This is a genomic window from Vibrio profundi (assembly GCF_043642225.1).
Taxonomy (GTDB): Bacteria; Pseudomonadota; Gammaproteobacteria; order Enterobacterales; family Vibrionaceae; genus Vibrio; species Vibrio profundi_A.
This window is the reverse complement of record NZ_JBHZSF010000007.1, coordinates 35513-48751: the sequence shown is the minus strand read 5'-3', so window position 1 is coordinate 48751 and position 13239 is coordinate 35513. Positions and strand designations below refer to the sequence as shown.

Below are 13239 nucleotides of genomic sequence, written 5' to 3'. Positions count from 1 at the left end.
TTTTTAATCAATCAAGTACCTAATCTGAAAACAACTCGTACGCTAGCTCACTCCCTTCACCGCGCACACCATCGATCACCGAAATGACACTATCAGGAATGTTTAACGCTTTGGCAGCAGGATGGCTATGCAGAAACTCCGCTTTCTCGCTTTCATCCAACATTGAGTCCCAGCGATTATGGATTTCACGTGATAGGTACATCAGACAAGCAAGTTTTTTAGAGACTCTGGCTTTACCTGGGCGGTTTACATTGGCAATCGCATCCGCCATTTCCGGTGGGAATTTCCAAGCTTGCGCCAATCGCGAGCCTAACTCAGGAGCATCAGTCTGAAGCACTTCTCTTTGCACTGCCAAAGCACTTTCACCCGCTTCCACACGTGCGGCTATCTCCGTGGCTTGCTCAGGAACTAACGAGTGAATCATCAACTCTCCGATATTATGGAGCACACCCGTTGTGAACACTTCATTTGGGTCTAACCCGACTTGCCCGGCTAACTTGCTGGCAATCATCGAAATCTCAAACGTGTTGGACCAATAGTCTTTCACATTTAGCGTTTCAATCTTGGGAAAAGCACTGGAGAGAATGGAAGAAGACACTAACGTCCGCACTGCACCACTTCCAACTCGTATAATCGCATCGTTAATGGTGGATACGGGTTTATTGCCGCCAAAATGGGCAGAATTCGCCATCCTTAAAATACGGGCACTCAGCACTTGTTCCATGGACATTTTTTTGGAAAGCTCACCAAAATCGACGTTTTCTCGGTTCACCATTTCAAGCAATTCTTGGAGAATGCTCTCAATGCGGGGAAGTTCATTGAGACGGGATATCAATGCTTGCTGGCTCATTAGCTCACTCCTTTCGCGTATCACCACTCTTAATATAGAACAGTTTCGTCGCTTTAGAGTGAGCAATAATCTAATTACTTTCTAGAGGAGATACCTTACACCCACTGACCTGCAACGTAACCACTCGACCAGCACCATTGGAAATTATACCCTCCCAACCAACCAGTTACGTCCATCACTTCACCGATGAAATACAGGCCAGGCACCTTTTTACATTCCATGGTTTTAGAAGAAAGGTAATCCGTATCTACACCACCTAACGTCACTTCAGCGGTTCGATACCCTTCGGTGCCGTTTGGAGCAATCTTCCAGTTTTCTAGGTGCTCAACAATGGCAGCTAACTGCTTTTCATTGAACTGTTTTAACGGTTTGTCATCGAGATCTTTACGCTCAACCAATACTTCAACCAAGCGCTTGGGTAACACTTTCGCTAAGGTATTTTTCAAGCTCTGATTTGGGTGTTTTTCTCGTGAACGTTCCAATAACTCAGCCACATCGGCGTCTGGTACTAAATTAATAGAAACCGCTTGTCCCGCTTTCCAAAACGAGGAGATTTGCAGCACAGAAGGGCCAGATAAACCACGGTGGGTAAACAACAATGCTTCTTTAAATAACGTGCCATCTTGCGCAGTAATCTCAGCCGGAATGGCGATACCAGAAAGCTCTGAAAAATCTTCTTTATCTTGCTTATGCAAAGTAAAGGGAACCAGCCCAGCCATTGTTGGCAATACAGGCAATTCAAATTGTTCCGCCACTTTATAGCCAAATGGCGTCGCACCAAGCTTAGGCATTGATAGGCCACCCGTCGCCACAACTAATGACTCACATTCCAGCACGTCAGTATTCACGTTCAAGGTAAAGCCTGATTCTGTCTTTTTGATGGAATGAACATCGCACTGATAACGATGTGAGATATTGGGCATATCACATTCGCTCAACAACATTTTGACGATATCTTTTGCGGTAAAGTCATTCACACAAAACAGCTGGCCATGATCGCGCTCTTCAAACTCAATGCCGTGTTTACTGATCATGGAAATGAAATCCCAGTTGGTATATTGAGACAATGCTGATTTCACAAAGTGTGGGTTTTGGCATAAGTAGTTGTTCGCACTGACATCGTAGTTAGTGAAATTACAACGACCACCACCAGAAATTAGGATCTTACGACCTGGTTTTTTTGCATGATCCACGACCAGAACTCGCCTGCCTCGCTTGCCCGCTTCCGCCGCACACATCAACCCTGCGGCGCCTGCGCCAATTACGATCACATCAAATTTTTCACTCATAGCTATCGTTTACCACTGTCTTCTACGATCCGCCAAACCACATGTTGTAGCTGGTACTTCACCCAATAAAAAAGGATGTGCATGACAGCACATCCTTACTCACTTTGCCGCTATTCTAACGGCAAATTTCTACAATGCAATTGGTGAACAATCGCACAATTTCGCGCATCTTTCCTTTCGCAACCTTTCCAGTGGCTTAGCTACACAATAAAGGCAGCAAATAGCGTCACCGCCAATAGCGATACCGATAGGATAAACAGTTCTCTTACTCGGTCACACTTCGATGTAAAAACCGTATCATGGTGATGATGATACTCTTTACTTTTGATGTAGTGGAAAAGACGAACTTGCTTGGTGACATTACCGTGAGTGGTAAAAAAGCCACCGCCATCGACTTGTTGATAAAGCAATGGATGCGCTTCACGCATGATGTAAATAAGCGTGCGCAATGCCGTTAAATAACGAGCCCAATTGACACACGTCACCACCATTAGTGCAAATAGAATAGTGTCTCCGCTAATCATCTTTTCCTCCCTACATCTTCATGAAGCTCAAGAGAAAAAGACAACTAGATGACTACTTTCTCACAGCATTAAGCTGTCGGAGCTTCCATGATTGAAGATGAACCTTCCTTTGCCAATTGCGCTAAATCTTTATCAATGAAGAACAACGCTTTACCGTCTTCACCAACAAGTTCTAGCTTATCCAAAATACCTTTAAACAGTTTTTCTTCTTCGTGTTGCTCTGCAACGTACCATTGCAGGAAGTTAAACGTTGAGTAATCCTGGTTGCTGAACGCAACATGAGCCAGCTTATTGATTTTTTGCGTAATCATTTGCTCATGTTCGTAAGTTTCACGGAAGACTGCACCTAGGCTCTCAAAGTCATGGTTAGGCGCTTCAATCGCACCTAAAATAGGCATTGCACCTGTCTCACTTACATAAGTAAATAGACGTTGCATGTGCTCCATTTCTTCGACTGCATGAGCGCGTAGAAACTCAGCTGCGCCTTCAAATCCTTTGTCTTCACACCAAGCACTCATTTGTAAGTATAGATTGGATGAGAAAAATTCTAGATTAATTTGCTCATTCAGTTGTTCGACCATAGTTTTAGACAGCATTGAAGTCTCCTAGTTACGCCGTAAATTTTGTCTACTATATCATTAATTAATCGATATCTCGTAGCCTATTCCTCATTCACTTTGCTACGCAAACCGATGGATATGCGATCACTTCGCCAAAAATTTAAGATGTGAGCTGCTAATCTATAAGGAGTTAATTAATAGGGAGATAGTCGTATGAGTTACCAACATATTTTAGTCGCCGTCGATCTATCCGACGACAGCAAAGTTCTCGTAGACAAAGCGGTTGCCTTAGCCAAGCCTTTAAACGCCAAGGTTTCGTTCATTCACATCGACATTAACTACGCGGAGCTCTATACCGGGTTAATTGATATCAACATGGCAGAAACTCAGCATCAAGCCATGGAAGCGTCTCGCATTCAACTGCAAAACTTCGCGGAGCACGCGCGCTATCCGGTGACTCATACTTTGGTCGGCAGCGGCGATCTCAGTCATGAACTTTGCGACACCATCAACGAATTTAATATCGATTTAGTGGTGTGTGGACATCATCAAGACTTCTGGAGCAAATTACTCTCCTCCACACGGCAGCTAATTAATGCCTCTCCGGTAGATATGTTAGTTATTCCACTGAAGGATTCTCAGGACTAATATTCCAAACTCAGATAGACTGCAGCGTATCCATTAACGAAATGATTATTATTTATGAGTTATCTCGCTGCTGTCACCTTGCTTTGGGCCTTTTCATTTAGCCTGATCGGCGTTTACCTTGCGGGTCAGGTTGATTCTTGGTTTTCTGTTTTAATGCGCGTTGGCCTTGCTAGCCTCGTCTTTCTCCCTTTCTTAAAGTTTCGCGACATTCCTAAATCGTTAATTGCGAAGCTGATGACAATTGGTGGCATACAACTTGGCCTGATGTACTGCTTCTACTACCAATCTTTTCTACTCCTTTCTGTACCAGAAGTGCTGCTATTCACCGTCTTCACCCCTATCTATGTGACGCTGTTTTACGATCTATTGAAAGGCCGCTTCTCGCCTTGGTATTTCGTGACCGCAGCTATCGCAGTAGTGGGAGCCGTATTCATCAAGTTTGCAGGGGTCAATGAGAACTTCCTGTTTGGATTTCTCGTGGTGCAAGGCGCGAACCTATGTTTTGCCATCGGGCAAGTCAGTTACAAAGTCGTCATGGAAAAAGAGTCCATCGAGCTGCCTCAACATACTGTGTTTGGGTATTTTTACTTAGGCGCGTTATGCGTTGCCTCCGTTGCGTTCATGCTGCTTGGGAACATCGAGAAGCTGCCGACCACTTCGTTGCAGTGGGGCATTCTCATCTACTTAGGGTTGATTGCCTCCGGGGTCGGTTACTTTGTATGGAATAAAGGGGCGTGCTTAGTGAATGCTGGCGCACTTGCGGTTATGAATAATGCACTAGTTCCGGCAGGGCTTGTCGTAAACATCTTGATTTGGAATCGTGATGTTGACTTGTTCAGGTTAAGTATTGGCGGCGGTATAATTTTGCTTTCATTGTGGATCAATGAAACTTGGGTGAAAAAGCGCATCGCGTAATCATAGAGTCCTACAGCTAAGTCGTTTACCAACCAAACGAAAAAGAGCGCCAAATTAGGCGCTCTTTTTTATGAATATCCAACACAACTTAGTGTACTTGCTGCTCAACCACTCGATTAACAGATTCAAAACTGTCCATGGTTTGATTCAAGCGACTAAACTGCTTTTCTAACATTTGGTGTTTTTTAAGCAGCTTTTTCTGTTTTTTAACGACTTTAGCCAGCTTCTTAGCGTGTTTCTTCTGCTTCTTCAGCGATTTTTTCGCTTGTTTGATGGCTTGCTTATCCAGCACTTCACCAGCTAGCTCTTGGCGAGGGTCGACAACATTCACAACAGATTGATCGGTGCGGCTAGGAAGAGTTTCAGCCAGTAAGCCACACGCTGCTTTTTCGGAGTCGGGTTTAGATTGGCAGCTCGCCGGTGGAATCGCAGCAGGTTTGCAGAGGTTATCTTTGTCGGATGAAGAACGGGCACATGAACGACACACGAACTTTGGTTGAGTCACTAAGCTATGGATTTCACCCAAATGCTCCGTAATATCACGACGATTTAACTTACAAAAACGTTTAGCCATGCTACGACTCCAGCTAAGAATAATAATGATTCTTAGTTAGATATACCTTCTGATTTGAAGATAAGCAAGGACTAATTCGTGAGTTTGTGTCACCCACTTTCTAAGTCATTGATGCCTTTACATACACATCAAAACGATTCTTTTTAGTTTCAATCGCCATGCTCGGTTTTTGCTCATCTAACCACGCAGCATAGTCGGGTCTTTTCACGACCACACGCTTACTTGCCAACGCTAATGCAGGCACTAATAAACCATCTGCATCTAAATCGGCGCCAACTAAAGATTGGAAAACTCTCATCTCTTTTTTGACCAATGCCGATTTCTTTTTGTTCTCAGGATGCGGGTACATCGGATCAAGGTACACCACGTCGGGTTGAACAAAATCTGGATCCTGAGCCAACTTGTCGAGCGCATCGTGGCTAGACGCATGCAAAAGCTTCATACGCTCACCAACCCATGCGCCAATATCTGGGTCTTGTTTCGCACGCTCGATACCATCATCTAACAACGCAGCCACCACAGGATGACGCTCAACCATCTGCACTGTGCAGCCTAGAGAGGCCAGCACAAACGCATCACGGCCTAAGCCAGCAGTACCATCTAATACCGTTGGTGTCGCGCCTTTATTCAAGCCAGCCGCTTTCGCGATGGCTTGACCTTTGCCGCCCCCAAATTTACGTCGGTGACCCACTGCCCCACCAACTAGGTCGACAAAAATAGCCCCTAGCTTAGGCTCATCAACTTTTCTAAGCTCAAGTCGCGTTTGCGTGAGCACCAAAGCAAACTCACTGTTTTCATCGTGGGTTAAATGCCAACGCTCAGCCAGTGTGGCTAAACGTTCGGTTTGATTGGAATCTTCGCAAATAAGTTGAAGCTGCAAGGGGTTCTCCACCAAGGTGAGGTTGTCAAAGAGGCCGCAGTGTACCCGATTGATTACAAAATAAGAATGAGTTAGTCAGAGGCACGCGTACGCACACATGCGTTACTTGTTTTTCTCTTGCATAAGTTCAGTCACTAACTCTGCCAGTGGTTTCGGTCGGCCGATGATATAACCTTGCCCATAAGTCACTCCTAACTCGAGGAGCTTATCAATGATTTGGGTATTTTCGACAAACTCGGCCACGGTGCGCTTACCCATTTGCTGAGCCAAATCATTGATAGAACGCACCATCACATGATCCATCTCGTTTACGTCAATATCGCGCACAAACAAACCATCAATTTTTACTATATCGACGGGTAACTTTTTAAGATAACCAAACGAAGAAAGCCCCGAGCCAAAATCGTCGAGCGCAATCAAGCACCCCAACTCTTTTACTTTGGTGAAAAACTCAATGGCTTGATTCATATTACTCATGGCAGCGGTTTCAGTGATCTCTAAGCATAGCTTTTCACATGACACCGAAGAATGCTGAAAACTATCCAGTAAGAAATCGATAAACTCCTGATTTCCCATTGAATGGCCCGACAGATTAATAGAGCACATCCCTAACGCTTCCAACGCCTGAGGGTTATCTTCTAGCCATGCCAGTGTTTGGCTGATGACCTGACGGTCAATCAGGTGAGCAATGTTATATCGCTCTGAAGCCGGCATAAAAATTCCAGGGGAAATGTATTCGCCGTCGCTATTACGAATACGCACCAGAATCTCAAAGTGCATTTTCTCATCATCGTCTTCCAAGCTAAGAATACGTTGGGCAAACAGCTCTAAGCGGTCATTTGCCAAGGCGTCATGCACCAAATTCACGCTTTCCATCTCCAGATGACGCCGCTGCTGAACTTCATCATCTTCATGGAACAAGTTAAAGCGATTACGCCCTTCTTCCTTCGCAGCGTGACAGGCTGCGTCCGCTTGTGCGTGCACCGTTTGTGCAGATGAAGCGGTATGATCGATCAGTCGAATCCCTATAGAACAAGTCAGGTGCAAACGAATGTCATCCCACAGGAACGCTTGTTCGCTCATCATAGAAATAATACTTCGACAGGTATTCACCGCATCACGCTCGGTACAGTCTTTCAGTAATACTGCAAATTCGTCACCGCCCATACGCGCCAATATCGCGTTATACGGCAAGACTTCTTCTAACAGCCCCGCACAAAACAGAATGGCGGCGTCCCCCGCTTCATGGCCGGCGGTGTCGTTCAAGACTTTAAGCTGGTCTAAGTCCAAATAGAGCATCGCATGAGTTCGGATATGGCTTTCCACTTCTTTTAACGCTTTGGTTAACACCATTTCGAAGTAATTTCGGTTATAGGTATCCGTTAGTAAGTCATATCTTGCTTGATATTCTAATTGCTCGGCCAAGGCTCGAGTTTCAGTAATGTCTTCACCGACAATCAATAGTTGTTCGGAATCGACAAGGGGACGAATATTTTCTCGTACCCAAACCGTGTTGCCATTGGCATGACGATACTCAATATCACGACGCCACACCCCTTTGATCGTTTCTTGAGGAAGCAGCAACACTTGGCGCGGGATCAGAGCATTTTCATCGACATAAAATTCACGAGGGCGATGCCCTAGAATGTCTTCCGAGGCATACCCAAGCAACTGCTCGGTAAACTGATTCACTTGCTGAATGCGGTTATTAGCATCAAGAGTGATCATCATGACAGGCTGCTTGTCGTAATACAGACGTAAATTGGACTCACGTTGAAACAACTTATTTTCGGCAAACTTACGAGAAGTGATATCACGAGCTTCTAATAAGAACTGCGTGATACTTAGCTCTTCATTCGGTAAAGGTTTTAAAGACACTTCCAATACCAATCCACCTTGATCACGACACCAGATCTCACCTTCAAAGTGCAAGGTATTGTAGGGTTCGCCAGTCTCAAAATAAGATTTCAACTTTTCAGTGGAAAACTCATCCCAATGTTTATGCTCCCATAACCCACCATCTAGCTGAAAGCCATGACTGTACAGCAAATCATGAAGCTTACTGTTACTGGACACCAAGCGCCCTTTCTCATCAACAATACCTATGTATTGCAAGCTTTGATCAAAAATGGACTCTAGCAATAGTTGGTTCTTACGACTTTTGGTTTCACTGTGCTTCAAGCGTTTAAGATAGTACGCCAGCACCAAAATAATCATCGCCATCCCCAAGAACACACTGCTTAAGGTTTGAATTTCCACTTGGTAACGAACGAAGAAAGGCTGAGGCTTATTGAAGAACGTAGCCGCCGATTCGTTATCCGCCCCTAAGTTCCAACGCTGTATCATCTCGTAATCGAGCTTAATTTCTGGCGATCCAACAACTGGTTTCGGGAGCGGTTGGTCTTTTGCACTCAAGACTTTAAGTAACATCGCGCCAGTTTCTCGGCCTTGAACGTAGCCACTTTGGATCACGCCCCCGACGGCACCATGCCCCAATCCCAAATCATGCACCATATAAATCGGCACACTGGACTCACGATTCAGCGCAATCCAATCTTGGTCATCACTGATGTAGCCTTGTTTGTCACGGTAGTAGACCCAAAACAACACACTGTTCTTGCTTTCCATTTCACGCGTGGCTTTTCTCAATTCTGAGTAGCTTTCAGGTACGTAGTGTTCAAGCAAAGAAGCGTATTCTGGGTTCATGTTGATAAAGCGATCAATCTGCGCCCGCACAGCTTCGCCCGTGATCGAGAAATCGGTCACGACCACAATTTTTTTCACTTCACTCTGCAGGCGCTGAATCAGTGAGATGTTGCTCAGAATATCGATATCTTCAATCACACCGGTCGCATTAATGTCGCTGTGCATTGCCGATGAGTAGTTGTTGATCCCCCCAAAAATCACTGGCGTATCGCCTAGCTCAGGCGCAAGGCGCTGCATAATGTTGAGCGCATTATTGTCACTCACCACAATCGCACTAAACTGCTCATTGGAAAATTTGGTTCGATACAGTTGGTACAACTGCTCTAGATATTCATCGCTTTGGGTGCGCTTGGTGTCTAAATACACCACGCGGTAGGAAATATCAGTTTCTTCATTGTCGATCTGACTTGCCAGCCCCGATTGAAAACGGTCTGTCCAAAAGAAACCGTGATGGTAAGAGTGCACAACCAGAACATCTCGTGATTCAGCCGCAGCAAAAAAACTCCAGAACATCGCGAGAAAAATAAAAGAAAAGCGCACTGATTTCACCTTAACAACATGGATACTGCTAATATTATCACCCCTGAGTATTAAATGTACTCCATCCAATAAGTTTTCGCTCAGTAACAAGGACTTGATATGCCCACTTCACAGGCTCGTTTAGACGACTTAGATCGCGCGATTTTAAAGACGTTAATGGAAGACGCGCGAACGCCTTACGCTGAAATGGCCAAGCTGTTCGACGTGAGCCCTGCCACTATTCATGTACGTATCGAGAAAATGAAGTCGGCCGACATCATTCAAGGTACAGAAGTGATCGTCAATACTAAGAAGCTGGGTTACGACGTATGTTGCTTTATTGGCATAAACTTAAACGCTGCGCGTGATTACCATTCTGCGATTAAAAAGCTGAATGCATTGGATGAGGTCGTCGAAGCCTATTACACCACCGGCGCGTACAATATTTTCGTAAAACTCATGTGTAAATCGATAGAAGAACTGCAATTTGTACTGATTGATAAGCTACAAGCCATTGATGAAGTGCAGTCGACCGAAACACTCATTTCCTTGCAAAACCCTATCAACCGCAACGTAAACCCTTAGCGAGTTTACGGATGCCAGAAACAAAAAGAGCCTCAACAGAGGCTCTTTTTTATTTGTCGTACTCAGCAGTTACGCTTGAATCCCGGCATGACGCAGCATGGCATCAATTTGTGGCTCTCGGCCACGGAAGCGTTTGAATAGCTCCATTGGCTCTTCGCTGCCACCCATTTCAAGAATATTATTCAAGAAACGTTTACCCGTTTCTGTATTGAAAATGCCTTCTTCTTCAAAAGCTGAGAAAGCATCGGCAGATAAAACTTCCGCCCATAAGTAGCTGTAGTAACCCGCGCTGTAGCCACCAGCAAAAATGTGGCCAAAGCTATGCGAGAAGCGGTTCCACTCAATACTTGGAAGTACCGCCACTTTGGATTTCACATCCGCCAATGTCTCTAATACGCGAGCGCCAACTTCCGGATCGTACTCTGCATGCAAAGTGAAATCGAACAGGCCAAACTCTAACTGACGTAAAATAAACATCGCAGATTGGAAGTTTTTCGCCGCGAGCATTTTCTCTAGCATTTCTTTTGGCAGTGCTTCACCGGTTTCAAAATGACCAGAAATAAAAGCCAGTGCTTCTTCTTCCCAGCACCAGTTTTCCAAAAACTGGCTTGGTAACTCAACCGCATCCCAAGGCACACCGTTGATACCGGATACTGCGCCGGCTTCCACTTGCGTCAACATGTGGTGAATGCCATGACCAAACTCGTGGAACAAGGTAACGACTTCATCGTGCGTAAATAGCGCTGGCTTATCACCCACAGGTTTATTGAAGTTACACGTTAGATACGCAACTGGCGTTTGAAGCTCGCCCGATTCGGTCACACGGCGACCACGGCAATCATCCATCCACGCGCCACCACGCTTGTGTTCGCGAGCATAAAGGTCTAGATAGAAACTGCCACGTAAAGTGCCTTCTGCATCAAAGATATCGAAGAAACGTACCGACTCATGCCAAGTATCGACGCCTTCACGTTCAGTCACCGACATCCCAAACACACGGCTTAGCACTTCAAATAAACCGCTCACCGCTTTTGATTCTGGGAAGTATGGACGCAGCTCTTCATCCGAAATTTGGAATAAGTGCTGCTTTTGTTTTTCGCTGTAGTAAGCAATATCCCACAGCTCTAATTCAGAAACGCCAAACTCTTTTTCAGCAAACTGACGCAGCTCTTCGACTTCACGTTCACCTTGAGGTTTAGCTTTCACTGCTAAGTCATTCAGAAAGCCTAAGACTTGATCAGAAGTCTCGGCCATTTTGGTCGCTAGCGACTTTTCACTGTAAGTACCAAAGCCAAGCATTCGTGCAATTTCATGACGCAGTTTTAACTGCTCGGTAATGATCTCAGAGTTATCCCATTGGCCAGCATTTGGACCACGGTCAGAGGCTCGCGTCACATACGCTTCGTATAATTCTTTACGCAGCTCTTGGTTGTCGCAGTAGGTCATAACCGGCAAATATGATGGGATATCCAACGTCAGTAGATAACCGTCTAACTCTTTCGCTTCTGCCGCCGCTTTCGCCGCCGCCAGAGCCGATTCAGGCATGCCAGCTAGATCCGCTTCGTCAGCCACTTGCTTGGTCCACCCCATGGTGGCGTCTAAGACATTGTTCGAGAACTGAGAGCCTAGCTCAGACATGCGTTTACTGATTTCGCCATAACGGTGCTGCTCGTCTGCGGGTAGCGCAATACCAGACAGTTCAAAATCACGCAGTGCATCGGTAATGGTTTTCTTTTGCGCTTGGCTTAGTGACGCAAACTCATCACTGGCTTTGAGCGCTTTGTACGCTTCAAACAAGCCTTTATGTTGACCAACCCATGTACCGTATTCAGACAGCAGCGGTAAACAACTTTCGTACGCATCACGCAGTTCGTCACTGTTCACCACTGAGTTCATGTGGCTGACAGGCGACCAAATGCGGCTTAAACGGTCGTCCACTTCTTCAATTGGAGCAATAAGATTCGTCCAGCTTGGTGCGGTATTGCCTTCTAATACTTGTTCGATTTTACGGCGACAATCAGCAATTACTGTTTCTACCGCAGGTTTTACATGCTCAGGCTTAATAAGAGAAAACGGAGGTAAATCCGTAAAAGTGAGGAGCGGATTAGACATATAAACATTCCTTTGGTTTTCAGACTTTGTCGTCTTTCTTCGAATTGGATCGTCTTAAAGGTTATTCTCGTTCGCCAAAACGGCAAATCGCACTTTAAATACCTTAAAGTAATTAACTATTAAATAGTGGTAGCTTATAGAAATTTCAATAGTCGCGTATAATGAACTGATTATATCCACCTACACTAACTACACTCACCACGAGAGTGTTACGAGAGTTTAATTTGTTAAGTTATCGCCACAGTTTTCACGCCGGCAACCACGCTGATGTTGTGAAGCATATCGTACAGAGCCTGATTCTTAATGCTTTGAAACAAAAAGATAAACCTTTTGTATATCACGATACTCACTCTGGTGTAGGTCGTTACGATTTAACTCATGAATGGTCAGAAAAGACCGGCGAGTACAAACAAGGTATTTCTCGAGTCTGGGATCAACAAGACATTCCAGAAGACATTCAAAGCTACCTAAACGCAATTTCAGAGATCAATAACGGCGACAAACTGCGTTACTACCCAGGCTCGCCGCGCGTGGCTCGCGCTCACCTGCGCGAACAAGACCGCATGGTGTTAACTGAGCTTCACCCGGCCGATCACCCGCTACTAGAGCAAGAGTTTCACCGTGATCGCCAAGTATCAATCTATAAAGAAGATGGCTTCCAACGTCTAAAAGCAAGCTTACCTCCCAAAGAGCGTCGTGGCTTAGTCCTGATCGACCCGCCTTACGAGCTTGCCAAAGAATATCGCGATGTCGTGACGGCCATCGCTCAAAGTCATAAACGCTGGGCAACAGGGATTTACGCAATCTGGTACCCGGTTGTGAACCGCTGCGACATTGAAGACATGGTTGAAGGTTTAGAAGGCCTAGGGATTCGAAAAATTCTTCAAATTGAATTAGGCGTGTCACCAGACACCAACGAACGCGGCATGACAGCATCTGGCATGATCGTCATTAACCCGCCTTGGAAACTGGAAAGCCAAATGAACGCAATTTTGCCTTTCTTGAAGGAAGCTATTGCGCCAGCGACAGGTCATATTAAAGTCGACTGGATTGTTCCAGAATAAAAGACCAAGGTTA

At 45.3% G+C, this 13239-nt stretch carries 12 protein-coding genes; 4 read left to right on the top strand and 8 right to left on the bottom strand.

Annotated features, from left to right (window positions below):
* Positions 1-19: 19 nt before the first annotated feature.
* The 4 genes from ACHUFI_RS12465 to ftnA form a co-directional block, all read right to left on the bottom strand.
* Positions 20-850 carry an HDOD domain-containing protein gene (locus ACHUFI_RS12465; RefSeq protein WP_394249544.1) on the bottom strand — a complete coding sequence of 277 codons (831 nt, stop codon included), beginning with the start codon at positions 848-850 and terminating at the stop codon, positions 20-22.
* Between the two features lie 95 nt (positions 851-945).
* Positions 946-2139, bottom strand: coding sequence for a BaiN/RdsA family NAD(P)/FAD-dependent oxidoreductase (locus ACHUFI_RS12460; protein ID WP_394249542.1), 1194 nt, complete (start codon positions 2137-2139; stop codon positions 946-948).
* Positions 2140-2339: 200 nt separating this feature from the next.
* Positions 2340-2663 (bottom strand): universal stress protein UspB, encoded by a 324-nt coding sequence (gene uspB, locus ACHUFI_RS12455; RefSeq protein WP_394249540.1) that lies wholly within the window; start codon positions 2661-2663, stop codon positions 2340-2342.
* A 68-nt stretch (positions 2664-2731) separates the two neighbouring features.
* Positions 2732-3259, bottom strand: coding sequence for a non-heme ferritin (ftnA, locus tag ACHUFI_RS12450; protein WP_394249538.1), 528 nt, complete (start codon positions 3257-3259; stop codon positions 2732-2734).
* A 177-nt stretch (positions 3260-3436) separates the two neighbouring features.
* Between ftnA and uspA the strand changes: the two genes are divergently transcribed.
* Together uspA and ACHUFI_RS12440 are read left to right on the top strand one after the other, a co-directional pair.
* Complete coding sequence (gene uspA / locus ACHUFI_RS12445) at positions 3437-3871, top strand: universal stress protein UspA (RefSeq protein WP_394249536.1); 435 nt, start codon at positions 3437-3439, stop codon at positions 3869-3871.
* Positions 3872-3925: 54 nt separating this feature from the next.
* Positions 3926-4786, top strand: a complete 861-nt coding sequence (locus ACHUFI_RS12440) for a carboxylate/amino acid/amine transporter (RefSeq protein ID WP_394249534.1) — start codon at positions 3926-3928, stop codon at positions 4784-4786.
* 88 nt (positions 4787-4874) lie between these two features.
* Here ACHUFI_RS12440 and ACHUFI_RS12435 read toward each other — a convergent pair whose 3' ends face one another.
* The 3 genes from ACHUFI_RS12435 to ACHUFI_RS12425 form a co-directional block, all read right to left on the bottom strand.
* Positions 4875-5360 carry a hypothetical protein gene (locus tag ACHUFI_RS12435; protein ID WP_394249532.1) on the bottom strand — a complete coding sequence of 162 codons (486 nt, stop codon included), beginning with the start codon at positions 5358-5360 and terminating at the stop codon, positions 4875-4877.
* A gap of 100 nt (positions 5361-5460) precedes the next feature.
* Positions 5461-6240, bottom strand: coding sequence for a class I SAM-dependent methyltransferase (locus ACHUFI_RS12430; RefSeq protein ID WP_394249530.1), 780 nt, complete (start codon positions 6238-6240; stop codon positions 5461-5463).
* Between the two features lie 102 nt (positions 6241-6342).
* Positions 6343-9459, bottom strand: coding sequence for an ABC transporter substrate binding protein (locus ACHUFI_RS12425; RefSeq protein ID WP_394249820.1), 3117 nt, complete (start codon positions 9457-9459; stop codon positions 6343-6345).
* Between the two features lie 126 nt (positions 9460-9585).
* On the opposite strand from ACHUFI_RS12425, the gene asnC reads away from it, so the two are divergent.
* Positions 9586-10050 (top strand): transcriptional regulator AsnC, encoded by a 465-nt coding sequence (gene asnC, locus ACHUFI_RS12420; RefSeq protein ID WP_394249528.1) that lies wholly within the window; start codon positions 9586-9588, stop codon positions 10048-10050.
* Positions 10051-10119: 69 nt separating this feature from the next.
* On the opposite strand, the gene prlC is transcribed toward asnC, so the two are convergent.
* Positions 10120-12162 (bottom strand): oligopeptidase A, encoded by a 2043-nt coding sequence (gene prlC / locus ACHUFI_RS12415; RefSeq protein ID WP_394249526.1) that lies wholly within the window; start codon positions 12160-12162, stop codon positions 10120-10122.
* A 224-nt stretch (positions 12163-12386) separates the two neighbouring features.
* Here prlC and ACHUFI_RS12410 point away from each other — a divergent pair, with 224 nt between their 5' ends.
* Positions 12387-13226, top strand: coding sequence for a 23S rRNA (adenine(2030)-N(6))-methyltransferase RlmJ (locus tag ACHUFI_RS12410; protein ID WP_394249524.1), 840 nt, complete (start codon positions 12387-12389; stop codon positions 13224-13226).
* Positions 13227-13239: the final 13 nt, after the last annotated feature.